The organism is Pseudomonas sp. B16(2017), assembly GCF_002113205.1.
Taxonomy (GTDB): Bacteria; Pseudomonadota; Gammaproteobacteria; order Pseudomonadales; family Pseudomonadaceae; genus Aquipseudomonas; species Aquipseudomonas pharyngis.
Window position 1 is genome coordinate 267,783 of record NZ_NEKA01000008.1, and the last position, 25,727, is coordinate 293,509.

The 25,727-nt window shown below is 63.8% G+C and carries 14 protein-coding genes; 7 read left to right on the forward strand and 7 right to left on the reverse strand.

The features are described 5' to 3' along the window. Positions 1 to 139 precede the first annotated feature (139 nt). A complete protein-coding gene (locus tag CAG25_RS16510; RefSeq protein WP_085612238.1) occupies positions 140 to 13,141 on the forward strand; it encodes a non-ribosomal peptide synthetase in 13,002 nt (4,333 codons plus the stop codon). Between the two features lie 148 nt (positions 13,142 to 13,289). Next, positions 13,290 to 14,102 (forward strand): alpha/beta fold hydrolase, encoded by an 813-nt coding sequence (locus tag CAG25_RS16515; RefSeq protein ID WP_085612239.1) that lies wholly within the window; start codon positions 13,290 to 13,292, stop codon positions 14,100 to 14,102. Positions 14,103 to 14,133: 31 nt separating this feature from the next. On the opposite strand, the gene dsbG is transcribed toward CAG25_RS16515, so the two are convergent. The 3 genes from dsbG to dsbD are packed head-to-tail and all read right to left on the reverse strand — an operon-like array spanning position 14,134 to position 17,485. Continuing rightward, entirely contained in the window at positions 14,134 to 14,904 is a 771-nt protein-coding gene (gene dsbG / locus CAG25_RS16520; RefSeq protein WP_041475380.1) for a thiol:disulfide interchange protein DsbG, read from the reverse strand. Further along, the gene (locus CAG25_RS16525; protein WP_085612240.1) at positions 14,880 to 15,752 is read right to left on the reverse strand and encodes a TlpA disulfide reductase family protein; all 873 of its coding nucleotides are present in this window, start codon (positions 15,750 to 15,752) and stop codon (positions 14,880 to 14,882) included. Before CAG25_RS16525 ends, dsbG begins: the two co-directional genes overlap by 25 nt. Next, a complete protein-coding gene (gene dsbD, locus CAG25_RS16530; protein WP_064598231.1) occupies positions 15,752 to 17,485 on the reverse strand; it encodes a protein-disulfide reductase DsbD in 1,734 nt (577 codons plus the stop codon). Before dsbD ends, CAG25_RS16525 begins: the two co-directional genes overlap by 1 nt. A gap of 153 nt (positions 17,486 to 17,638) precedes the next feature. Between dsbD and CAG25_RS16535 the strand changes: the two genes are divergently transcribed. From CAG25_RS16535 to CAG25_RS16555, 5 genes are all read left to right on the forward strand, one after another. Then, positions 17,639 to 18,319, forward strand: coding sequence for a response regulator (locus tag CAG25_RS16535; RefSeq protein ID WP_011335250.1), 681 nt, complete (start codon positions 17,639 to 17,641; stop codon positions 18,317 to 18,319). Next, positions 18,319 to 19,641, forward strand: coding sequence for an ATP-binding protein (locus tag CAG25_RS16540; protein ID WP_085612241.1), 1,323 nt, complete (start codon positions 18,319 to 18,321; stop codon positions 19,639 to 19,641). The genes CAG25_RS16535 and CAG25_RS16540 overlap by 1 nt, the downstream gene beginning before the upstream one ends. A 107-nt stretch (positions 19,642 to 19,748) precedes the next feature. Continuing rightward, a complete protein-coding gene (locus CAG25_RS16545; RefSeq protein WP_085612242.1) occupies positions 19,749 to 20,234 on the forward strand; it encodes a GNAT family N-acetyltransferase in 486 nt (161 codons plus the stop codon). Between the two features lie 142 nt (positions 20,235 to 20,376). After that, positions 20,377 to 21,789: an aspartate aminotransferase family protein gene (locus tag CAG25_RS16550; RefSeq protein WP_085612243.1), complete on the forward strand. Its 1,413-nt coding sequence runs from the start codon at positions 20,377 to 20,379 to the stop codon at positions 21,787 to 21,789. A gap of 82 nt (positions 21,790 to 21,871) precedes the next feature. Beyond that, positions 21,872 to 22,096 (forward strand): MbtH family protein, encoded by a 225-nt coding sequence (locus CAG25_RS16555; protein WP_007917715.1) that lies wholly within the window; start codon positions 21,872 to 21,874, stop codon positions 22,094 to 22,096. Positions 22,097 to 22,226: 130 nt separating this feature from the next. Here the strand turns inward: CAG25_RS16555 and CAG25_RS16560 are convergent, their stop codons facing one another. The 4 genes from CAG25_RS16560 to CAG25_RS16575 are packed head-to-tail and all read right to left on the reverse strand — an operon-like array spanning position 22,227 to position 25,695. Further along, on the reverse strand, positions 22,227 to 23,126 hold the full coding sequence (locus CAG25_RS16560; protein ID WP_085612244.1) for a metal ABC transporter solute-binding protein, Zn/Mn family: 900 nt from the start codon (positions 23,124 to 23,126) through the stop codon (positions 22,227 to 22,229). Next, on the reverse strand, positions 23,127 to 24,026 hold the full coding sequence (locus tag CAG25_RS16565; RefSeq protein WP_085612245.1) for a metal ABC transporter permease: 900 nt from the start codon (positions 24,024 to 24,026) through the stop codon (positions 23,127 to 23,129). Then, complete coding sequence (locus tag CAG25_RS16570; RefSeq protein ID WP_064598222.1) at positions 24,026 to 24,769, reverse strand: metal ABC transporter ATP-binding protein; 744 nt, start codon at positions 24,767 to 24,769, stop codon at positions 24,026 to 24,028. Before CAG25_RS16570 ends, CAG25_RS16565 begins: the two co-directional genes overlap by 1 nt. Continuing rightward, positions 24,766 to 25,695 (reverse strand): metal ABC transporter substrate-binding protein, encoded by a 930-nt coding sequence (locus CAG25_RS16575; protein WP_085612246.1) that lies wholly within the window; start codon positions 25,693 to 25,695, stop codon positions 24,766 to 24,768. Before CAG25_RS16575 ends, CAG25_RS16570 begins: the two co-directional genes overlap by 4 nt. Between the last annotated feature and the right edge of the window lie 32 nt (positions 25,696 to 25,727).

Genomic DNA, 25,727 nt, shown 5'->3' on the forward strand with positions numbered 1-25,727 from the left:
GGATCCGGGTGCGCAGCCCCGGACCTACCGCATTCCAGTGCCTTGCACGGTCGGCGAAGACCGTGTCCCGCATGCCTTGCATGGGCATGCCGCAGCCAACCCGATTCCACCAGCAAGCCGAATTCAGGCAGGAAACCTCATGACCGACGCGTTCGAACTCCCCAGCACCCTGGTCCAAGCCCTTCAGCGCCGTTCGGCCCTGACGCCGGATCGGCTGGCCTTGCGCTTTCTCGCCGAAACCGAGGAGCAGGCTGTGGTGCTCAGTTATCGCGAACTCGATCAGCGTGCGCGCACCATCGCCGCCGCGTTGCAGGCCGAGGCCGGATTCGGTGATCGCGCGGTGTTGCTGTTTCCCAGCGGCCCGGATTACGTCGCGGCGTTCTTCGGTTGCCTGTATGCGGGGGTGATCGCGGTGCCAGCCTATCCGCCGGAATCGGCCAAGCGTCACCATCAGGAACGCCTGCTGTCGATCATCGCCGACGCCGAGCCGCGCCTGCTGCTGACCAGCGCCGACCTGCGCGACGCCCTGCAGCAAATCGAAGGCGCGCCGCCGCTGTTGTGCGTTGACACCCTCGATGCTTCGCTGGCCGAACGCTGGGTCGAGCCGGCCCTGCCGACAGACCATATCGCCTTCCTGCAATACACGTCCGGCTCCACCGCGCTGCCCAAAGGTGTGCAGGTCAGCCACGGCAATCTGGTGGCCAACGAACTGCTGATCCGCCACGGTTTCGGTATCGACGTAAACCCCGATGACGTGATCGTCAGCTGGCTGCCGCTGTACCACGACATGGGCCTGATCGGCGGTCTGCTGCAACCGATCTTCAGTGGCGTGCCGTGCATCCTGATGTCGCCGGCGTACTTCCTCGGCCGGCCGTTGCGCTGGCTTGAAGCGATCAGCCAGTATGGCGGCACCATCAGCGGCGGGCCGGACTTCGCCTACCGTTTGTGCAGCGAACGAGTCAGTGAATCGGCGCTGGAGCGTCTCGACCTGAGCCGTTGGCGCGTGGCCTATTCCGGCTCCGAGCCGATCCGTCTCGACACCCTCGAACGCTTCGCGGAGAAATTCACCGCATGCGGTTTCAGCGAAAGCAGCTTCATGGCGTCCTACGGTCTGGCCGAAGCGACCCTGTTCGTCGCCGGCACACCGCGTGGCAAAGGGATTCCTGCACTGCGCGTCGACGATCAAGCCCTCGCACAGAACCGCGCCGAAGCGGGCGAGGGCAGCCCGATCATGAGCTGCGGCATCAGTCAGCCGGAACATGCAGTGCTGATCGTCGAACCTAACACCCTCGAAGAACTGGCCGACAACGCAGTGGGTGAAGTCTGGGCCGCCGGCCCGAGCATCGCCCTCGGCTACTGGCGCAACCCCGAGGCCAGCGCCAAGACTTTCGTCCAGCACGCCGGCCAGACCTGGCTGCGCACCGGTGACCTGGGTTTCATCCGCGAAGGCGAACTGTTCATCACCGGTCGCCTGAAAGACATGCTGATCGTGCGCGGTCACAACCTCTATCCGCAGGATCTCGAAAAGACCGTCGAGAACGAAGTGGAAGTGGTGCGAAAGGGCCGCGTTGCGGCGTTTGCGGTCAATCAGAATGGCGAGGAGGGCATCGGCATCGCGGCGGAAATCAGCCGCAGCGTGCAGAAAATCCTGCCGCCCGAAGCGCTGATCAAAGCCATTCGCCAAGCGGTGGCCGAGGCGTATCAGGAAGCACCGAGCGTGGTGGTGCTGCTCAATCCGGGCGCATTGCCGAAGACTTCCAGCGGCAAGCTGCAACGTTCGGCCTGCCGCAATCGTCTGGCCGACGGCAGCCTCGACAGCTACGCGGTGTTCCCGTCGGCCACTGCGGAAATCGCTCTGGACTCGACGCCATCCGCCTCTGAACTGGAAGCGCTGATCGGCAAAGTCTGGGCCGAGCAACTCAACGTCAAACAGGTCAAGGCCGACGATCATTTCTTCCTGCTCGGCGGCAACTCGATCGCCGCCGCCCAGGTGATCGCCAAGATCCGCGAAGAACTGAGCCTGGAGCTGAACCTGCGCCTGCTGTTCGAAGCACCGACCCTGTCCGCATTCGCCGCTGTGGTGGCACAACAGCAACAGGACGGCGGCAGCACCCAAGGCGAAATCACCGCACTGTCGCGCAACGAAGCCTTGCCGCAATCCCTGGCGCAAAACCGACTGTGGATCACTTGGCAGCTCGATCCGCAGAGCAGCGCCTACAACATCCCCGGTGCCCTGCGCCTGCGCGGCGAACTGGACGAAGACGCCCTGCGCGCCAGTTTCCAGCAACTGATCGAACGCCACGAATCCCTGCGCACGCGCTTCTTCGAACGCGACGGCGTGGCCCTGCAACAGGTTGAAGCAGCGGGCGAATTCAACCTGCAACTGATCGACATCAGCGACCTGGCCGTCGCCGAACGTGAAGCCCGCGCACTACAGATCCGCGAGGACGAAGCCCGCACCCAATTCGACCTGGAGAAGGGCCCGCTGCTGTGGGTGACGCTGGTTCGCCTCGACGATGAAGATCACCAGTTGCTGGTGACCCTGCACCACATCATCGCCGACGGCTGGTCGCTGAACGTTTTCATCGACGAGTTTTCGCGCCTGTACGCCGCCGCTTCCCAAGGCCAGCGTGCCGAACTGGCGCCGCTGCCAACCCAGTACGCCGACTACGGCAGCTGGCAGCGCCAATGGCTGGCGCAGGGCGAGGGCGAACGGCAACTGGCGTACTGGAAAGCGCAGTTGGGCGATGAGCATCCGACCCTGGAACTGGCGACCGACCATCCGCGTTCTGCCAAACAAATTCACAGCGCCGCACGCCACAGCGTTCGTCTGGGGATCAGCCTCAGCGACGCCATTCGTCAGACAGCCCAGGCTTATCAGTCCACGCCATTCATGCTGCTGCTCTCGGCGTTCCAGAGCCTGTTGCATCGCTACAGCGGCCAGCGCGACATCCGCATCGGTGTGCCCAACGCCAACCGTCCGCGCCTGGAAACCCAGGGCCTGATCGGCTTCTTCATCAACACCCAGGTGCTGCGCGCCGACGTCGATTCGCGTCTGCCATTCACCGAACTGCTGGCGCAAACCCGTCAGGCGGCACTCGGTGCTCAGGCGAATCAGGACCTGCCGTTCGAACAACTGCTCGAAGCCTTCCCGCAGGCCCGCGAACAAGGCCTGTTCCAGGTCATGTTCAACCACCAGCAGCGCGACCTGAGTGCGCTCAAACGCCTGCCGGGCCTGCTCGCCGAAGAACTGCCGTGGCACAGCCGCGAGGCCAAGTTCGATCTGCAACTGCACAGTGAAGAAGACCGTAACGGTCGCCTGACGCTGTCCTTCGACTATGCCGATGAGCTGTTCGACGCCGCAACCATCGAGCGCCTCGCCGAGCATTTCAGCAACCTGTTGCGTGCAGTCTGCGAAGGTCCGGACCAAGCCATCGGCGACCTGCCATTGCTGACCGCCACTGAATACACTCAGCAAAACGCGTGGAGCATTGCCCCGTGCACCCCGGCGCAACAATGGCTGCCGGAACTGCTGAATGAACAGGCCCGTCAGACCCCGGATCGCACGGCATTGGTGTGGGACGGCGGCAGCCTGGACTTCGCCGAACTGCACGCGCAGGCCAACCGTCTGGCCCATTACCTGCGCGACAAGGGCGTCGGCCCGGACGTCTGCGTGGCCATCGCCGCCGAGCGTTCGCCGCAACTGTTGATCGGTCTGCTGGCGATCATCAAGGCTGGTGGCGCCTACGTGCCGCTGGACCCGGATTACCCGGCAGAACGCCTGGCCTACATGCTCAGCGACAGCGGCGCCGAACTGTTGCTGACCCAGACGGCATTGCTCGACCGCTTGCCGGCCAGCGAAGGCGTCAGCGTGATCGCCATGGACACCCTGCACCTGGAAAACTGGCCGAGCCAGGCACCGGGCCTGCACCTGCACGGCGACAATCTCGCCTACGTGATTTACACCTCCGGCTCCACCGGCCAGCCGAAAGGTGTGGGCAACACGCATGCGGCGTTGGCCGAGCGTCTGCAATGGATGCAGAACACTTATCGCCTGAATGAAACCGATGTGCTGATGCAAAAGGCGCCGATCAGTTTCGACGTGTCGGTGTGGGAGTGCTTTTGGCCGCTGATCACCGGCGCGCGCCTGCTGATCGCCGGCCCCGGTGAACACCGCGATCCGCATCGCATCGCGCAGTTGGTTCAGCAATACGGCGTGACCACGCTGCACTTCGTGCCGCCGCTGCTTTCGCTGTTTATCGATGAACCACTGAGCGGCGAATGCACCAGCCTGCGCCGGGTTTTCTCCGGCGGTGAAGCGCTGCCGGCGGAACTGCGCAACCGCGTGTTGGCGCAACTGCCGGCGGTGCAACTGCACAACCGTTACGGCCCGACCGAAACCGCGATCAATGTCACCCACTGGCATTGCAGCGTGGCGGATGGCGAGCGTTCGCCGATTGGTCGTCCGCTGGGCAACGTGGTCTGCCGGGTGCTCGATAGCGATCTCAATCCTGTGCCGGCCGGTGTGCCGGGTGAACTGTGCATCAGCGGCATCGGCCTGGCCCGGGGTTACCTCGGCCGTCCGGCGCTGACGGCGGAGCGTTTCGTGGTCGATCCGCTGGGCGAGCAGGGCGCGCGTCTGTACCGCACCGGTGACCGCGCACGCTGGACCCACGATGGCGTGATCGAATACCTCGGCCGTCTCGATCAGCAGGTCAAACTGCGTGGTTTCCGCGTCGAGCCGGAAGAAATCGAAGCCCGTCTGCTGGCTCAGGACGGCGTGGCGCAGGTCGCCGTGCTGGTGCGCGAAACCGTCGCCGGCCCGCAACTGATCGGCTACTTCACCGCCACCGACACCAGTGAAGATCAAGACGGGCAAATCGCTCGCCTGAAAACCGCACTGGCCGCCGAGCTGCCGGAATACATGGTCCCGGCGCAACTTATGCGCCTGGACGCCATGCCCCTGAGCCCGAGCGGCAAACTCGACCGCCGCGCCTTGCCCGAGCCGCAATGGCAGGTGCGCGAACACGTCGAGCCGGTCACCGAGCTGGAACAACAGATCGCCGCGATCTGGCGCGAAGTGCTGGGCCTGAAACAGGTCGGCCTGCGCGACGACTTCTTCGCCCTCGGCGGTCACTCGCTGCTGGCCACGCAAATCATTTCCCGCACCCGTCAGGCCTGTGACGTCGAGCTGCCGTTGCGTGCCTTGTTCGAACACAGCGAACTGGGTGATTTCGCCGAGCAGATCCTTCAGATCCAGGCCAGCGGCCGCACCAACAAGCAGCCGCCGATCGACAAGGTTGATCGCAGCAAACCGGTGCCGCTGTCCTATTCGCAGCAGCGCATGTGGTTCCTCTGGCAGATGGAGCCGGACAGCCCGGCGTACAACGTCGGCGGTATGGCGCGCCTGCGTGGCGTGCTGGATGTCGGGCGTTTCGAGGCCGCGCTGCAAGCGCTGATCCTGCGTCACGAAACCCTGCGTACCACGTTCCCGAGCGTCGACGGCGTGGCCCGTCAGCAGGTGCATGCCGAGACCGGCGTGCGTATGGACTGGAAGGATTTCTCGAAATTCGCCGCCGATGTGCGCGAGCAGAAGGTCCAGCAACTGGCCGACGATGAAGCGCACCTGCCGTTCGATCTCGAGACCGGCCCGCTGCTGCGCGCCTGCCTGGTCAAGACCGCCGAGCAGGAGCATTACTTCGTCCTGACCCTGCACCACATCGTCACCGAAGGCTGGGCGATGGACATCTTCGCCCGGGAACTCAGCGCGCTTTATGAAGCGTTCGTCGATGATCGCGAATCGCCGCTGGAACCGTTGCCGGTGCAGTACCTCGACTACAGCGTCTGGCAGCGCAACTGGCTGGAGTCCGGCGAGCGTCAGCGTCAGCTCGATTACTGGACCGAACAACTGGGCCGCGAACATCCACTGTTGGAATTGCCGGGTGACCGCCCGCGTCCGCCGGTGCAAAGTCATCAGGGCGAGCTGTTCCGTTTCGACCTCAGCGACGATCTCGCCGCGCGCGTTCGGGCGTTCAACGCGCAGAACGGTCTGACCCTGTTCATGACCATGACTGCTGCACTCGCGACCTTGCTTTACCGCTACAGCGGCCAGACCGATCTGCGGATCGGTGCGCCGGTGGCCAACCGGATCCGCCCGGAAAGCGAAGGCCTGATCGGTGCGTTCCTCAACACCCAGGTGCTGCGTTGCCAGCTCGACGGCCAGATGTCGGTCGGCGAATTGTTCGAGCAGGTGCGCCACACCGTGATCGAAGGTCAGTCCCATCAGGACCTGCCGTTCGATCATCTGGTTGAAGCGTTGCAGCCACCGCGCAGTGCCGCCTACAACCCGTTGTTCCAAGTGATGTGCAACGTGCAGCGCTGGGAATTCCAGCAGAGTCGCATGCTCGCCGGGATGACCGTCGAGTACCTGGCCAACGATGCGCGGGCGACCAAGTTCGACCTCAACCTGGAAGTCACCGACCTCGACCATCGCCTCGGTTGCTGCCTGACCTACAGCACCGATCTGTTCGACGAGCCGACGATTGCGCGCATGGCCAGGCACTGGCGCAACCTGCTGGAAGCGCTGATCGCCGACCCGCAGCAACGCCTCAGCGAATTGCCACTGCTCGATGCGCCTGAGCAACAGCAATTGCTCGACAGCCTTGGTGTCGAGCCGGGCGAGCGTCGTCTCGACCAGTGCATTCATCATCTGTTCGCCGAGCAGGCGCTGGCGCGCAAAGATGCGCCGGCCCTGACTTTCGCCGGGCAGACCCTCAGCTACGCCGAACTCGACGCTCGCGCCAATCGCCTGGCCTGGGCCCTGCGTGAGCGCGGTGTCGGCCCGCAAGTGCGGGTCGGTCTGGCGCTGGAGCGCTCGCTGGAAATGGTCGTCGGCCTGCTGGCGATCCTCAAGGCCGGCGGCGCCTATGTGCCGCTGGACCCGGAATACCCGCTCGACCGTTTGCATTACATGATCGAAGACAGCGGCGTCGGCCTGCTGCTCAGCGACCGCGCAATGTTCAAGGCCCTCGGCGAACTGCCGCCGAACGTGGCGCGCTGGTGCCTGGAAGACGACAGCGTCGCGCTGGCCGATTACCCGGCCTCTGAGCTGCCATTCATCAGCCTGCCGCAGCATCAGGCGTACCTGATTTACACCTCGGGTTCCACCGGCAAGCCGAAAGGCGTGGTGGTGTCCCACGGTGAAATCGCCATGCATTGCCAGGCGGTGATCGAACGCTTCGGCATGCGTCCGGACGACTGCGAACTGCATTTCTATTCGATCAACTTCGACGCCGCCACCGAGCGCCTGTTGGTGCCGCTGCTCAGCGGTGCGCAGGTGGTGCTGCGTGCGCAAGGTCAGTGGGACGCGGAACAAATCTGCGGCCTGATCCGTGAACACCGGATCAATATTCTCGGCTTCACCCCGAGCTACGGCAGCCAGTTGGCGCAGTTCCTCGCGACGCAAAACGAGGTTTTGCCGGTCCGGATGATCATCACCGGCGGCGAAGCACTGACCGGCGAACACCTGCAGCGGATTCGCGCGACATTCAAGCCGAGCCTGTTCTTCAACGCTTACGGCCCGACCGAAACCGTGGTCATGCCGCTGGCCAGCCTCGCGCCAGAAGTGCTGGAAGAGGGCGCCGGCAGTGTGCCGATCGGCAGCGTGATCGGTGATCGCGTGGCCTACATTCTCGACGCCGATCTGGCGCTGGTGCCGCAAGGCGCGACCGGTGAATTGTTCGTCGGCGGCGCCGGTCTGGCGGTGGGCTATCACGAGCGTGCGGGCATCACGGCCGAACGTTTCGTCGCCGACCCGTTTGCCGCCGCTGGCGGGCGCATGTACCGCACCGGCGACCTGGTGCGCCAGCGCGCCGACGGTCTGGTGGAATACCTGGGGCGGATCGACCATCAGGTGAAGATCCGTGGTTTCCGGATCGAACTGGGCGAGATCGAAACCCGCCTGCTTGATCACGACTCGATCCGCGAAGCCGTGGTGCTGGCGCTGGATGCGCCGAGCGGGAAGCAACTGGTCGGCTATCTCGTGACCGAGGTCGCTTCGCGAAGCGAAGCCGAGCAGGCCGAACTGCGCGACGCGCTGAAGGCGCACCTGAAGACGCAATTGCCGGATTACATGGTGCCGACCCATCTGATTCTGCTGGCGAGCATGCCGCTGACCGCCAACGGCAAGCTCGATCGCCGCGCCTTGCCGGCACCGGATCCGGAGCTCAATCGTCAGGATTACGTGGCGCCGAGCAACGAGCTTGAGCAAACCCTGGCGCAGATCTGGTGCGAAGTGCTCAACGTCGAGCAGGTCGGTCTGAACGACAACTTCTTCGAACTGGGCGGCGACTCGATCCTGTCGATTCAAGTGGTCAGCCGCGCGCGTCAGCAGGGCATTCACTTCAGCCCGCGTGATCTGTTCCAGCATCAGACCGTGCAGACCCTGGCGGCTGTCGCCAGTCGCAGTGAGACCGTGACCGCTGAGCAAGGTCTGGTAACGGGTGAATCGCGTCTGACACCGATCCAGCACTGGTTCTTCGACACCGAGACTCCCGAGCGTCAGCACTGGAACCAGGCGTTGCTGCTGGAGCCGACTGTGGCGCTGGAACCGCATCGTCTTGAGCAAGCGCTGTTGGCGGTGATCGAGCGGCATGACGCCCTGCGTCTGCGCTTCACCGAGGTCAACGGCGCATGGCAAGCAGCGCATCAACCGGTGTCCGATGCTGCCGTGCTGTGGCAGGTTCGCGTGCCGTCAATGGACAAGTGCGCGGCGCTGTTCGCCGACGCCCAGCGCAGTCTCGACCTTGCACAGGGGCCTCTGCTGCGTGCGGTGCTGGTCGATGGGCCGGACGCTCAGCAACGGCTGTTCGTCGCGATTCATCACCTGGTGGTCGACGGTGTGTCGTGGCGTGTTCTGCTCGATGATCTGCAAACCGTGTACCGCCAGCTCGATACCGATCAGTCGCTGAAACTGCCGGCGAAAACCAGCGCCTTCAAGGACTGGGCCGCGCGCTTGCAGGCTTACGCCGGCAGCGAATCCCTGCGTGAAGAACTGAGCTGGTGGCAAGCGCAACTGGCTGGCCCGAGCGCCGATTTGCCGTGCGAACGTCCTGAGGGCGGTCGCGAGAATCGTTACGCGCAAACCGTCAGCGTGCGACTGGATGCCGAGCGCACCAGGCAACTGCTGCAACAGGCACCGAGCGCCTATCGCACTCAGGTCAACGACCTGTTGCTGACCGCGCTGGCCCGCGTGCTGTGCCGCTGGAGCGGTCAGCCGTCAGCGCTGATTCAACTGGAAGGGCACGGCCGCGAAACCCTGTTCGACGAGATCGACCTGACCCGCACCGTCGGCTGGTTCACCAGCGCCTATCCGCTGCGCCTGACCCCGCACAATATCGAAGAGGCTGCGGGGCAGGGCGCTTCGATCAAGGCGATCAAGGAGCAACTGCGCGCCGTGCCGCACAAGGGGCTGGGCTATGGCGTGCTGCGTTATCTGGCCGATGACGCCAGCCGTCAGAGCATGGCGACGTTGCCGAGTGCGCCGATCACGTTTAACTACCTCGGCCAGTTCGACCAGAGCTTCGGCAGCGACGCGCTGTTCCGACCGCTGGATGAATCGGTCGGCGCCGCCCACGATCCGCACGCACCGCTGCCGAACGAGTTGAGTGTTGACAGTCAGGTGTACGGCGGTGAGTTGCTGCTGCGCTGGACCTTCAGCGCCGAACGCTACGACGCGCAGACCATCAACGACTTGGCCGATGCCTACGTCGGCGAGTTACAGAGCCTGATCGAACATTGCCTGCAGGACGAGGCCGGTGGCCTGACGCCATCGGACTTCCCGCTGGCAAATCTGACCCAAGCGCAGCTCGACGCACTGCCGGTGCCGGCGGCGCACATTGAGGACGTGTACCCGCTGACGCCGATGCAGGAAGGCATGCTGCTGCACACCTTGCTCGAACCGGGCACCGGTCTGTACTACATGCAGGATCGCTACCGCATCAACAGCGAACTCGATCCCGAGCGTTTCGCCCAGGCGTGGCAAGCGGTGGTCGCCCGTCACGAAGCGCTGCGTGCCTCGTTCTGCTGGAACGTCGGCGAAGACATGCTGCAAGTGATTCATACGCCGGGGCGCACGCCGATCGAGTACCTGGACTGGAGCGCCATCGCCGACGCCGAGCAGGAGCCGAAACTGCAAGCGCTGCTCAAGACCGAACGCGAGGCCGGGTTCGATCTGCTCAATCAGGCACCGTTTCACCTGCGCCTGATCAAGGTCGGCGCGGCGCGTTACTGGTTCATGATGAGCAACCACCACATCCTCATCGATGCCTGGTGCCGCTCGCTGCTGATGAACGATTTCTTCGAGATCTACACCGCCCTCGGCGAAGGTCGCGAAGCGCAACTGGCGGTGCCGCCGCGCTACCGCGATTACATCGGCTGGCTGCAACGCCAGAGCCTGGCCGAAGCGCGTCAGTGGTGGCAGCAGAACCTGCAAGGGTTCGAGCGCACCACGCCGATCCCGAGTGACCGTCCGTTCCTGCGTGAACACGCCGGCGAAAGCGGCGGCATGATCGTCGGCGACCGCTACACGCGACTGAGTGTCGAGGACGGCGCCCGTCTGCGTGAGCTGGCCCAGGCCCATCAACTGACCATCAACACCTTCGCCCAGGCGGCGTGGGCGCTGGTGCTGCGCCGCATGAGCGGTGATCGCGACGTGCTGTTCGGCGTGACCGTGGCCGGGCGCCCGGTGGAAATGCCAGAGATGCAACGCACCGTCGGCCTGTTCATCAACAGCATCGCGCTGCGGGTGCAGATCCCGGCGGACGATCAGCGTGTCAGCGTGCGCCAGTGGTTGAGCGGTCTGCTCGACAGCAACATGCAACTGCGCGAGTACGAATACCTGCCGCTGGTGAACATTCAGGAGCAGAGCGAACTGCCGAAAGGCCAACCACTGTTCGACAGCCTGTTCGTGTTCGAAAACGCCCCGGTGGAAGTGTCGGTACTGGACCGTGCGCAGAGCCTCAATGCGACCTCGGACTCGGGCCGTACCCACACCAACTTCCCGTTGACGGCGGTGTGCTACCCGGGTGATGACCTCGGTCTGCATCTGTCCTACGACCAGCGTTACTTCGACGAGTCGACCATCGAGCGCATGCTTGGCGAGTTCAAGCGTCTGCTGCTGGCACTGGTCGAGGGCTTCCATGGCGACATGGCCGACCTGCCGCTGCTGGGCTTTGATGAGCAGGAATTCCTGCTCCACGGCTGCAACCAGAGTGAGCACGACTATCCGCTGGAGCAGAGCTACGTCGAACTGTTCGAAGCGCAGGTCGCGCAACATCCGCAACGCATCGCCGCCAGTTGCCTCGATCAGCAACTGAGCTATGCCGAGCTGAACCGGAACGCCAACCGTCTCGGTCATGCACTGGTCGCGGCCGAAGTGCAGATGGATCAACCGGTGGCGTTGCTGGGTGAACGGAATCTGGATCTGCTGGGCATGATCATCGGCAGCTTCAAGGCCGGTGCCGGTTACCTGCCGCTGGATCCGGGCCTGCCGAGCCAGCGTCTGCAACGGATCATCGAGCTCAGCCGCACGCCGGTGCTGGTGTGCACCGAGGCTTGCCGTGAACAGGCGACGACCTTGCTGGATGAGTTCAGCTGCGCCAACCGCCCACGCTTGCTGGTGTGGGAGGAGGTTCAGGCCGGCGCGGTATCGTCGGCGAATCCGGGCATCTTCAGCGGCCCGGACAATCTGGCCTACGTGATCTACACCTCGGGCTCCACCGGGTTGCCGAAAGGCGTGATGGTCGAGCAGCGCGGCATGCTCAACAACCAGTTGAGCAAGGTGCCGTACCTGAACCTGAGCGACGCCGATGTGATCGCCCAGACCGCTTCGCAAAGTTTCGACATTTCGGTCTGGCAATTCCTCGCCGCGCCGCTGTTCGGGGCGCGGGTGGACATCGTGCCGAACACCATCGCCCACGATCCGCAAGGCTTGCTGGTGCATGTGCAACAGCAGGGCATCACCGTGCTGGAAAGTGTGCCGTCGCTGATCCAGGGCATGCTCGCTTCCGATCGCCTGAGCCTCGACGGTCTGCGCTGGATGTTGCCGACCGGTGAAGCAATGCCGCCGGAGCTGGCGCACCAATGGCTGCTGCGCTACCCGGACATCGGTCTGGTCAACGCCTATGGCCCGGCGGAGTGCTCGGACGACGTGGCGTTCTTCCGTGTCGATATGGCCTCGACTCGCGGCAGTTACCTGCCGATCGGTACGCCGACCGACAACAATTTGCTGTACCTGCTCGATGGCGCGCTGGAGCTGGTGCCGCTGGGTGCGGTGGGTGAGTTGTGTGTGGCGGGCACCGGGGTCGGTCGCGGTTATGTCAGCGATCCGCTGCGCACCGCGCCGGTGTTTGTGCCGAATCCGTTCGGTGCGCCGGGCGAGCGTCTGTACCGCACCGGCGACCTGGCGCGCCGCCGCAGTGACGGGGTGCTGGAGTACGTCGGCCGGGTCGACCATCAGGTGAAGATCCGCGGTTACCGGATCGAACTGGGTGAAATCGAGGCGCGTCTGCACGAGCAACCGGAAGTCCGTGACGGCGCGGTCGGCGTGCAGGAAGGCGTCAATGGCAAGCATCTGGTCGGCTATCTGGTCGCCTCCGATTCTGCACTGAACCAAAGCGAACGGCTGGAGCGAATCAAGCAGCGCCTGCGCGCGGAACTGCCGGAATACATGGTGCCGCTGCACTGGTTGTGGCTCGACCGGTTGCCGCTGAACGCCAACGGCAAACTCGATCGCAAGGCCTTGCCGGCGCTGGAGATCGGCCAGTTGCAAAGCCAGGATTACCTGGCGCCACGCAGCCATCTGGAACAGACCCTGGCCGATATCTGGGCCGAGGTGCTGAAGGTCGAGAAGGTCGGGGTACGCGACAACTTCTTCGAACTGGGCGGCCACTCGCTGCTCGCCACGCAGATTGCCTCGCGGGTGCAGAAAGCCCTGCAACGGGACGTGCCGCTGCGAGCGATGTTCGAATGCAGCACGGTGGAGGAACTGGCCGGGTACATCGAAGGACTGGCGGCCAGCGACATTACCGAGGAGAAGGTTGATCGGTTGAATGACCTGATGGCGGAACTGGAGGGGCTGTAAAGCACAGCCTGCGGCAATGGCTACCGAAACATGAGTTTTGCTGTGGCCGTTGTCGCAAATCGGGCTTTGTAATCCTTTCATATCATTGACGGCCGAGGCGCGCCCGCTCAGTCTTCGTGCTCCAGTTTCTTTGCCACGGGGGTTATCCATGCCTTTTTTCACGGTTGACGGACAGGCGCTTCACTACATTGATCAAGGCACGGGCCCGGCGGTGTTGTTGGCCGGCAGCTACCTGTGGGACCAGGCCATGTGGGCCCCGCAAATCGCAGCGCTGTCGGCGAACTACCGGGTGATTGCCCTGGATCTGTGGGGCCATGGCGAATCCGGGCGCTTGCCGCAAGGCACCGCTTCGCTGGACGACATCGCCCGTCAGGCACAGGCGTTGCTCGATCATCTGGACATCGACCGGGTGACCCTGGTCGGGTTGTCGGTCGGCGGCATGTGGGGCGTGCGCCTGGCACTGTCGGCGCCGCAGCGGCTCAACGGTCTGGTGCTGATGGACACTTACGTCGGCGTCGAGCCGGAGCCGACCCGCCAGTACTATTTCTCGCTGTTCAAACAGATCGAGGAAAACGGCGGGATCTCCGAGCAACTGCTGGATATCGTGGTGCCGATCTTCTTCCGGCCGGGCATCGATCGGGCGTCGGCGCTGTATCAGGATTTCCGCGCAAAACTCGCCGGCTATTCGGCCGAACGCCTGCGCGACAGCATCGTGCCGATGGGACGCATCACCTTTGGCCGTGACGACCTGTTGCCGCGTCTGGGCGAGCTGAACGCGGCGACCACGCTGGTGGTCTGCGGCGATCAGGACAAACCACGCCCGCCGTCGGAAGCACGGGAAATGGCCGAGTTGATTGGTTGCCCGTGTGTGCTGGTGCCGGAAGCGGGGCATATCTCCAATCTGGAGAATCCGTCGTTCGTGACCGACACGCTGCTGAAGTTTCTGACTGAGCTGAAGTAACGAAAACGCCCACGCATTGCGTGGGCGTTTTTTATTTCGGCCCGAGAATCTTCGCCAGCTTGTCCGGCGTCGGTGCACCTTGCTGTTGTTGCAGTTCGCCCTTGTCGTCCATGTAGAAGATCGCCGGGGTGGCCTGTAACTCCAGGTCTTCCATCAACTGCATGTTCGCCGCGAGTTTGGTCTGCACGGCGACCGGAATGTCCTTCAAGGCCTTGAGGGTGCTGGCCTTGCCGGCCTTCTCGTGATCTTCCAGGGCTTTGCTCGGGTCCTTGGCGGCGAGCAGGGCAGCGGCTTTGGCCGGGCTGTCTTCGCGGATGATGCCGACCATGATGTGTCGCAGCTGCACCTTGCCGGCCTTGACCCATGGACGGGCTTGTTCCCAGAACATGTTGCAATACGGGCAGTTCGGGTCGCTGAACAGGTACACAGTGCGTGGTGCATCCTTGTTGCCGTCCTGAATCCAGTTGCTGGCCTCGAACTTGGCCCAGACTTCCTTGGCCATCGGCGCGTAGACCAGTTTTTGCAGCGGTGCGCTGCTCAGGTCGTTGCCGTCGGCGTCGTACAGGTTGCCCAGCAGCACGTGCTTGCCGTCCGGCGTCAGGTACAGCGCCATGCCGCGGTTCTGGTATTGCGCGGCGTAACCGCGCAAGCCGTCCGGCGCGTCGAACTGACCGACGATCTTGGCGCCCTTGGCTTCAATTTTCTTGATCGCTTCAGGCAGTTCTTCAGCGGCCTGGACCGACGGCAAGTGCAGCAGGGCGGCGCCCAGGGTCAGCGTCAGCAGGTGGCGGAGGCGGGGCATGGCAGTTTCCTTGAAGAAGAGGTGGCCGGATTCGGGCTGGAGGCCGGGGTGTCGAAGCTTTCCAGGGCACGGGCCAGGCTGGCGTTGGACAATTCGCCCAAATGGCTGCTCAGCAGGCGACCGTCCGGGCTATAGAACAGGGTAGTCGGCAGGGCCATGGAGCCCACGGCCTGGCCGAGGCGTCCGCTGCGGTCGAACAGCACGTTGTTCAGGCTCAAACCCTGGGTTTCGAGAAACGTGGCGACGCTTTGCATGCTTTCGGCCTGGTTGACGAACAGGAACGTCAGGTCCGGGCGTTGTTGCTGGGCGTTTTCCAGCACCGGCATTTCCCGGCGGCACGGCGGACACCAGGTGGCCCACAGGTTGATCACCAGCGGCCCGCCCTGATAGTCGGTGAGTTTCACGGTTTCCCCGGCGGCGTTGCGCAGAGTGATGTCCGGCAGGCGCGTGCCTTGCTCGTAGATGTTCAGCGACAGGGTCGCCATCACCCAGAACACCACACCGCTGACCACACCGAAACCCAGCGGTCGACGCAGACCCGGCCGGCGCCAGCCGCGATACAGCGCCGCGAGCAACAGCACGATCACCCCCGGCCAGGCGAGAAAACCGCCGTCGCGCAGGTCGATGATCTGCCACAGGTCGTTGCGATAGTGCCCCCAATACACGGCGACGAACGCAATGCGCGCCGCCAGCATGCCGAGCAGAAACAGGCTGAACAGCGCCGACTCGGGATTGTCACCGCCGCGCTTGGCCACCCGCCAGCCGACGAAGGTCGCCAGTGCCAGCGCGCTGATCAGCAACAAGTGATTGAGTGCGATGGCAAAGGTGCCGAGGGTGAAGGTCAGCATTAACGGGCGTCTCGGATGGTGGTCCAGCGTTGCAGGAAAGTATCGGCATCGACCTCGCCGGTGATGCGCTGGCTGCGGCGCTCTTCACCGTCGGCGCCGATCCACACGAAACTCGGTGGCCCAGGCACTTTATAACGACCGAGCAGTTCGCGGCTGGCGGCATTGTCGGCGGTGACGTCGATTTGGAGCAAGCGCACATCACTCAGGGCCTGCATCACCCGCGCCTGGCCGAACACCTGTTTCTCCATGACTTTGCACGACACGCACCAATCGGCGTAGTAATCGAGCAGCACCCACTGGCCCTGGGCTTTGGCGGCGTCTAACTCGCGTTGCAGGGCGGCGGGATCCTTGATCGTCGTGAAGGCTTCGTGGCCGCTGGGCGCCGCAGATCCGACGCGTCCGGCGCTGTACACCTGCAACGGCTGATATGGATCGTCACTGCCACCCGCCGCCCCGACCACCAGCAGACTGCCCCACAGGCCCAGCAACAGCGAACCGGCACCGAACAGCTGCGCCACGCGACCAAAGCCATCGGACTGTTTCCAGGCGCTGTAAGCGGCGATCAACAGCAGCGCGCCGCACAGGCCCAACCACAGCGACGGCTCCAGCACCGGGCGCAGCATCAGCAGCGCGGTGGCGAGGAACAGGAAGCCGAACACGCCTTTGAGCAGATTCATCCACGCGCCGGGCTTGGGCAGGAAGCGATTGCCGACCGTTACCAGCAACAGCAGCGGGACGCCGATGCCGATGCCCAAAGCAAACAGGATCAGGCCGCCATGCAGCGCGTTGCCGCTTTGCGCGATGTAGAGCAGAGCGCCGGCCAGCGGCGCGGTCATGCACGGGCCGACCAGCAGACCGGACAGCGCGCCCAATACGCCGGCACCGATCAGGCTGCCGCCGCGTTGGCTGCGCGAGGCGTGTTCCAGTCGATCCCGCAGGGCCACCGGCAATTGCAGTTCGAAGAAGCCGAACATCGGCAACGCCAGAACCACAAATACGGCCGCGAATGTCCCGAGCAGCCACGGGTTCTGCAACCACGCCTGCAGGTTGGCCCCCAGCAGCGCGGCAATAACGCCCATCGCCGCATACACCAGGGCCATGCAAACCACATAACTGCCGGCCAGCGCGAAACCGCGACGCGGCGTAGCACCGCTGCCCACCACCATGCCCGCCAGAATCGGCAGCATCGGCAGCGAACACGGCGCAAACGCCAGCAGCAGACCCAGGCCGAAGAACACCAGCAGACTCCAGCCCAGCGAGTGCTGTTGCAGGCCGCTGGCCAGTGCCTGATCCGGCGCTTCATCTGTCGCCGCAGCGGCAGCTTTGCCGCCGAGGTCGATCACTCGGGTCTGCGGGGGATAGCAAAGACCGGCATCGGCACAGCCCTGATAACTGACCTTGATCTGGCCCGTGGCGGCCGCCGGAATCTTCAGTTCCAGACCCTGGCGATAAACCGGTTGTTCGCCGAAGTACTCGTCGCTGTGGGACTCGCCTTCGGGCAGGGCCGGGATGTTTTGTGTTGTCAGTCCGTCGAACTTCAGACGCTTCTGATACAGGTAATAGCCATCGGCGATTTGCCAGAACAGCTGGGTCTCACCGGAATCCAGACGTTGCGAGGTCAGCACGAATGCCTTGTCGACCGGCAAGAACTCCGGTTTTGACGCAAATGGATCATTCCCCGCCTGGGCCAGACTCGAAATCAGCAGTGCAAAAAACAGAAAAAAATGACGCATGGAGGAGCCTTGTCCCTGTGCAATTGAGGGGCACAATGGGCGGCGGCGATTAACCGATGATTAACCGCGACGCCCTTGTCGCGGTGGCGTTCGGGGCATAATGTCGGCTTAATCGGCCAGCGGCCTAATCAGCACTTTTCCACGGGACTCACCATGCACGTACTGGTTTGCGAAGACGATGAGTTGATCGCCAGCGGGATCGTCGCCGGGCTGACGGCGCAGGGCCTGACCGTCGAGCACGTCAACACCGCCTCCAAGGCGCGGGCGATTCTCAAGGTTGCCGAATTCGACGTGATGGTGCTCGATCTCGGCCTGCCGGACGAAGATGGCCTCAAGTTGCTGCAACAACTGCGTCAGCAAGGCCTGGAGATTCCGGTCCTGATCCTGACTGCGCGGGATTCGGTTACCGACCGTGTCGACGGTCTGCAGTCCGGTGCCGACGACTACCTGCTCAAGCCGTTCGACCTGCGCGAGTTGTTCGCCCGCCTGCAAACCCTGCTGCGCCGGGTGGCCGGACGCAGCGTCAATCTGATCGAACACGGCGCGCTGACTTACGATCCGAGCAGTCGCGAAACCACCCTGGCGGGGCGTCCGGTGGATCTGTCGCGGCGCGAGCAGTCGTTGTTGCAAGCCTTGCTGCACAACCGTGGCCGGGTGCTGTCCACCGAGCAGTTGAAGGACAGCGTCTACGGTTTCAACGATGAACTGGAAAGCAATGCGCTCAATGTGCACATCCATCACCTGCGCAGCAAACTCGGCAAAGGCATCGTCGAAACCGTGCGCGGTCTGGGTTATCGCCTGGGCCCGGCCGATGGCGGAGAACCCGACAAGTGATGAGCCTGCGCCTGCGCCTGAGCCTGACCCTCGGCGCCGCATTCGCGCTGATCTGGGCATTGGCGGCCGCCTGGATGCTCAGCGACCTGCGCAACCAGATGATGTTTTCCCTCGACCAGCGCCTGGTGGCGTCGGCGCGGATGGTCGCCGGGTTGCTGGAACAATTGCCGGCTGTCCCGAGCAAAGGCGAGGGCACTCATTTCAGCGCCGAGCAGTTGAACATTCCCGGCGGCATGGCCTGCCAGGTCAGCTCGCTGCGCGGGGAAATCCTCGCTCGCAGCCACAACAATCCGGAACAGGCGCTGGAAGCCCAGAAGATGGGCTTCCACGATCAAATGATCGACGGTGCGCCATGGCGCAGCTTCACCCTGGCCCGGGGCGATGTGCGTATTACCACCGCCGACCGGGTGATCGAGCGCGAAGCCCTGAACATGTCGATCCTGCTGGCGGCCTCGGTGCCGGTCGGCGTGGCGCTGCTTGGCTGCCTGTGCCTGTTGTGGCTGGGGATCGGCCAGGGGTTGGCGCCGCTCAACCGCTTGCGTGAAGCCTTGATGCGTCGCAACGCGGATTCGCTTGAGCCGTTGCAGTTGCAGTCATTCCCCAGCGAACTGAAACCGCTGCTCGAAACCCAGAACCAATTGTTTCAGCGCATCGGCAAGACCATCGAGCGCGAGCGTCGCCTGACCGGCGATGCCGCCCACGAACTGCGCAGCCCGCTGACGGCGATCAAGACCCACCTGCAAGTGGCGCGCATGACCGATGGCAGCGCCCGCGATCAGTCTCTGGCCCGAGCCGAGGAGGGTGCCGACCGCCTGCACCGGACCCTTGAGCAGTTGCTGTTGCTGGCCCGGGTCGAGGGCAGCCTGTCGTTCGATGACGGCGTGCAGTGCAGTGCCGAGCAGGTAGCGAAACTGGCGATTCAGGACTCGGCCAGCGACCAGCGTCAGCGCATCAGGCTGCATCTGCCTGAACACTTGTCCGCTGCGCCGCTGCAAATGCCGGCGGTGCTGTCGATCGCGGCCCTGCGCAATCTGTTGGACAACGCTCTGCGTCACACGCCGACGGACGGCGCGGTGGACCTGAGCCTGGAAACCAGTGCCAATCGCGTGCGTTTCGTGGTGCGCGACTATGGGCCGGGAATCGCCCCTGACGATCTGCAACACCTGACCCAGCGCTTCTGGCGCAACGGCCAGAGCACCGGCTGCGGACTGGGGCTGGCGATTGTCCAGGCGATCGTTCAGCGCTGCGCCTGCACCCTGCATTTCGACAGCCGTCCGGATGGTTTGCGGGTCGAGCTGACCATGCCGCTGCAACCGGTCTGACAGTTTGCCGGGCACATCAAATGTAACCTCTCTCCATTAGTCATCCGCCGGCCGTGACGTTATTGTCGCCCCAGCCTTTGACTCAATGGATTGAGGGAAACAGCGCCATGGAAGCACCCGTCTATATCTGTCCCGCCACCCCCGCCGACGCCGGCATCATCAGCAGGATCCTTGAGCGTTCGATCCGCGTCGGTTGCGCGCTCGATCATCGCAACGACCCACAACTGGTCGACCGCTGGGTCCGCCGACAATCGGCGGAGCACGTCGGCGCCTGGCTCGCCGATCCCCATCACTATCTGAACATCGCGCTGCTGCAGGACAAACCCGTCGGCGTCGGCATGGCCGCAGCCCATGGCGAGGTCATGTTCTGTCACGTGCAGCCGGAGTGGTTTCGCCGAGGTGCGGGCCGTGCGCTGATGGGCGATCTCGAGGGTTGGCTGAGGATTCGTGGCAGACCATGCATCACGCTTGCAAGCACGCGAACCGGCGCGGCGTTCTACCGGCGCCTGGGGTATCGCGAAACGGCGTCTCCCTTCATGCAACACGGCGTTTTGACCCTGCCGATGCACAAGCCGCTGGCATTGTCGGCCTGACATTCGATCAAGGGTGTAAATCCTCGACACGCTGGTGCGTTTCCAGAACAGGAAAACCTGCATGTGCGCCCCGCGACCGGAAAGCGCACCTGCCCGGTGTGCAGTTTTGGTCACTATCCATAGCGTATTGAGGGGTCGAGAGATGTCAGTCGCCACCAGCCTTATCGAAGAGTCGTCGGCCCGGATCGCCTCCGCGCCGGCGGAAACGCTGTATCAGTTCAATGAGTCGCCGTTGCTGGCCCGTCAGAGCCAGCAGGAGTCCAATGCCCGCAGCTACCCGCGGCGCATTCCCCTGGCGCTTAAACGCGCCAAGGGCCTGTACGTCGAGGACGTCGAAGGCCGCAGCTTCATCGATTGCCTGGCCGGCGCTGGCACCCTCGCGCTGGGGCATAACCATCCGGTAGTGATCGAGGCCATTCAGCAGGTGCTGGCCGATGAGTTGCCACTGCACACCCTGGACCTGACCACGCCGGTAAAGGATCAATTTGTTCAGGACCTGTTCGGCCTGCTGCCTCCGGCATTGGCCAAGGAAGCGAAAATCCAGTTCTGCGGCCCGACCGGCACCGACGCCGTGGAAGCCGCGCTGAAACTGGTGCGCACCGCCACCGGGCGCAGCACCGTGCTGTCGTTCTCCGGCGGTTACCACGGCATGAGCCAAGGCGCCTTGAGCCTGATGGGCAGCCTGGGGCCGAAAAAACCACTGGGCGCGTTGCTCAGCAACGGCGTGCAATTCATGCCGTTCCCTTACGACTACCGTTGCCCGTTCGGCCTCGGTGGCGCGGCGGGTGTGAAGGCCAATCTGAGCTACCTGGAAAACCTGCTCAATGATCCCGAGGCCGGCGTGCAATTGCCGGCCGCCGTCATCGTCGAAGCGGTGCAGGGCGAGGGCGGTGTGATCCCGGCGGACATCGAGTGGCTGCGCGGTCTGCGCCGCATCACCGAAAAGGCCGGTGTTGCACTGATCGTCGACGAAATCCAGAGCGGTTTCGCCCGCACCGGCAAGATGTTTGCCTTTGAGCACGCAGGCATCACCCCGGATGTGGTGGTGCTGTCCAAAGCCATCGGCGGCAGCCTGCCGCTGGCGGTGGTGGTCTATCGCGACTGGCTCGACACCTGGCAGCCGGGCGCTCACGCCGGTACGTTCCGTGGCAACCAGATGGCGATGGCCGCCGGTTCTGCCGTGATGCGGTACCTGGTCGAGCACAAGGTCTGCGAACACGCTGCCGCCATGGGCGATCGCCTGAGCGAACACCTGCGCATTCTGCAGCGCGATTTCCCGCAACTGGGCGATATTCGTGGTCGTGGCCTGATGCTCGGTGTCGAGCTGGTCGATCCGAACGGTGCACCGGATGCGCTGGGGCATCCACCGGCCTTCGCACGTCTGGCGCCGCTGGTTCAGCGCGAATGCCTCAAGCGCGGGCTGATTCTGGAGCTGGGCGGGCGTCACGGTGCGGTGGTGCGGTTCCTGCCGCCGCTGGTGATCACCGCCGCGGAAATCGACCGCGTCGCCGAGATCTTCGGCCGTGCGTTGAGCGCTGCGACTGCCGGCCTGTAAATTTTTCGCCGCGTCGAACGTTCTTTCTACATACCCGGCTGCACCGTCGTGCAGCCCACCCTTACAGCGATGGAGACACAGCATGACGTCAGTATTCGACCGCGAGGACATCCTCTTTCAAGTCGTGGTCAACCACGAAGAGCAGTACTCGATCTGGCCGGACTACAAGGCCGTGCCGGAAGGTTGGCGCACTGTGGGCAAGAGTGGCCTGAAAAAGGAATGCCTGGCCTACATCGAAGAAGTCTGGACCGACATGCGTCCGCTAAGCCTGCGCCAGAAGATGGAAGCGCAAGCGGCTGCCCAGTAAGTTATCAGCCAAAAGAAACCCGCTGGACTGGAAACAGTCAGCGGGTTTTTTCATGTCCGGGATTTTTGTTGCCTGTGAAGGCCTCATCGCTGGCAAGCCAGCGATGGACGATGACGCGGTCATAATGGCGTTACGCGCCGGTCAGGCCCTTGAGCAGCACATCCACATTCCCTTCCAGCTCTGCCACCGGATCCGCTGCATCGGTGCTCAGCACCAGCAGTTGACTGCCCGATTCGGCAATCGCCGCTTTCACCGCATCCGAAGGCTGGCGATGGTGCAGCACCACTGCTACGTCGTTGTCTTTCAAAGTCGCAGTCAGTTTTTTCAGCTCCTCCGACGTCCATTCGGCATCCGGTCGCGCATCCTGTCCAATCAACTCCAGATTCAGGCTGCCGATCAGGTAACCGAAGTGATCGCTCAGGCTCATCACGCTCAGGTTGTCGGCACTGGCCAGACGCGCTTCGCTGTCGGCACTGAGTTTCAGCAGACGCTGTTTCAGTGCGGCCAGATTGGCCTCGATCTTCGATTTGTCCTTCGGTGCCAGGCGCACCAGATCCGCCGCCATCACATCGGCCATGCGCCCCATGTTGTTGCTGGCCAGCCACGGCTGACTGTTCAGGCCGTCGACCTTGAGCCCCGGTTGCACGGCAATGCCGGGCAGGGCGCCGTCCACCGGGCGGGCCGCGTCGACTTCGACGATGCGGATGTTGCTGCGGCGGGCGATCGGGTACAGCGGATCATCGGCCCACAGCGAGCGCACGCCGATCACTGCATCGGCGCCCGTGGCCAGTTTGCTCAGCACGGGCGCGCCGCGACCGGTGAAGTAGGCGGTCTGGCGGCTGCCTGGCAGGTTGGCCGGTGCTGCGCGTTCGAGGCTGATGTCGGTGCCCTTGAGCAGGACTTCGCCCAGACCATAAGTGATCGGCAGCGAGGCCAGCACCCGCAACGGTTTCTCGGCCGCCAGCAGAGGGCTCGAAACCGCGCCGCTGAGGGCGATGGCCAGGGTCAGTTGTCGCAATGAAAAAGCCATTTATCCAAGGTTCCCTTTCAGACTGGGGACGACGCCCCGGGCAATCGCGGCGAGGGCGAAGGCGATACCGGCGACCAGGATGATCGCGGCACCGGACGGAATCGGCAGGTCGAACACGATCGGCGCGAGAATCCCGCACAGCGTACTGACCGTGGCAATCAGCACTGAACACCAGAAAAAGCCCTTGAGCGACTGGCTGAGCAGGCGCGCAGCCGCCGCCGGAATCACCAGCAGTGCACCGACCAGAATCGCGCCGATGACTTTCACCGCGGCAACCGTAATCAGTGTCACCAGAATCACGAACAGATAATCCAGGGTCTTCACCGCGACGCCACGCACCACCGCCAGTTGCGGGTTGAAGCTGGCGAGCATGATCCGGTTGTACAGCGGCAGGGCCAGCGCCATGACCAGCGAGCCGACAATCGCCAGCACCAGCAGGTCGTTGCCATTGACCGTCAGCACCGAGCCGAACAGCACGTTTTCCAGAATGTGCACGTTGATCTTGCCCGCCAGAATCAGCAGCAGGCTGGCGCCCAAAGCGAGGGACACCGACAGGAACACGCCGATCAATGTGTCCGGGGCCAGCCCGGTACGGTTGCGCAGGTAATTGAGCAGAATGCCAAACAGCAGGCAGTAACCGAACAGGCTGCCGTAAGGCCCGGTGTAGGGCTCGCCGAGCAGGATGCCGATGGCCACGCCGGTCAACGCCGCGTGGCCCACCGCTTCGGAGAAAAACGCGAAGCGCTTGACCACCACCAGCGTGCCGAGGCCACCCAGTACCGGGCCGATCAACAGACCGGCAAGCAAGGCATTGACCACAAACCCATAGGCCAGGGCTTCCGGCAGGTAACCGGAAGAGGCCCAGCCTTGCACCGTCAAACGAAAGGCTTCGTAACTCATCAGGCAGCGCTCCGTGGATGGGTCGAAAACAGGGTCAGCAGACGTTCCGGGGTCAGGGCCTGTTGCGGCGTGGCGTCGAACAGCACCCGGCGGTTAAGGCCGGTGACGCGATTGGCCAGACGCCCGACCGCTTCCAGGTCGTGCTCGATCCACAGCACGGTGATGCCCGCCGCGCGCCAGTCGCCCAGCAAACGCTCGAACACCTGGATCCCGGCTTCATCGAGGGCGGACATCGGCTCATCCAGCACCAGCAATTGCGGCGCCGGAATCAGGCCCTGGGCAAGCAATACCCGCTGGCGTTCGCCACCGGACAGCGCACCCATTCGGCGTTTGCGTTTGTCCTGCATGCCGACCCGCTCCAGCGCATCACCGATGGCGCCGGCGTAGCGTTTGCTCAAGCCGAGAAAGGCCGGGCGACGCTGACACATGGCGGCCATGAAGTCGTCGACGGTCATGGGCAGGCCGCGATCAAACTCCAGCGCCTGCGGCACGTAACCAATGGTGCCGGGTTCGCCGGGCCATTGCAGGCTGAGCCGGCCCTGATGGGGCATCTGCCCGAGCAGGGTCTTGATCAGCGAACTCTTGCCGCCGCCGTTGGGGCCGACCAGCGCATGCACGCTGCCGGGCTGCACCTGGAAGGTGACCTTGTCCAGAATCGTCGTGCGGCCGAGGGTCAGGCTGACGTCAGCGAAATCCAGGGTCGGGCCGCTGCTGGCTATCGACAGGTTTTCCTGAGCTGTCATGCGCCGGACTCCTGAATCGCTCGAACCACGGTGTTGAGGTTGCCGGTCATTTCCTTTTCGTATTTGTCGGCGGTGTATTCGCCGTAGGAAATGTGCGACAGCGGGTAAAGTTTCACGCCGGATTCACGCTGGATGGTTTCGACGTAGGTGGAGGGGAAATCCATCTCGGAGAAGATCACTTTCACGTCCAGTTCACGCAATTGGTCGATGGTTTTCTTCAACTGGCTCGGGCTCGGCTCGATACCGTGGGCCGGCTCGACCACCGCCGTCACTTCCAAGCCGAATTCACGCAGCAGGTAGTCATAAGCGGCGTGCACCGTGGCTACTCGCAGTTCGGCGTTCGGCGCCTGGGTCAGCCTGGCCAGGGCGTCGGCGCGCATCTGCCGCAGGCGTTTGCCGTAGGCGCGGGCGTTCTGGGTGTAGGTCTTGGCATTGTCCGGGTCGAGCTTGCCCAGCTCACGGGCGATGTTGTTGACCTGGGCAATCGAGGCGCTGATCGACAGGAAGGTGTGCGGGTTCACCACTTTGCCGGCACCGCGCGCGGCAACCCCGGTGGCGGCCAGCAACGGCACGTTTTCGTTGGCTTCGATGGTCTTGATGTTCGGCGTTTCGCTGGCGGCGATCATGCGGTCGGCGAAGTCGTCATGGCCAACGCCGTTGAGCACGATCACATCCAGCCCGCTGATGCGCTTGATGTCTTCGGCGCGCGGCTCGTAGGCATGCGGGTTGAAGCCGGCGGGAATCAGCGGCACGACCTCGGCCTTGTCGCCTACGATGTTCGCCACATAGCTGTAATACGGATGCAGGGTGATGCCGATGCGCAGGCGCTTGGCCTGATCGGCGCTGGCCAGCGGACTCAGCAGGCAGGCGCACAGACCGATCAGCAGCAGGCGCAGGAAAGGACGGCGTTGAGATGAACTAGGCATGGGCAAGCGGTCTTCTCTCGAATGAAGGCGAG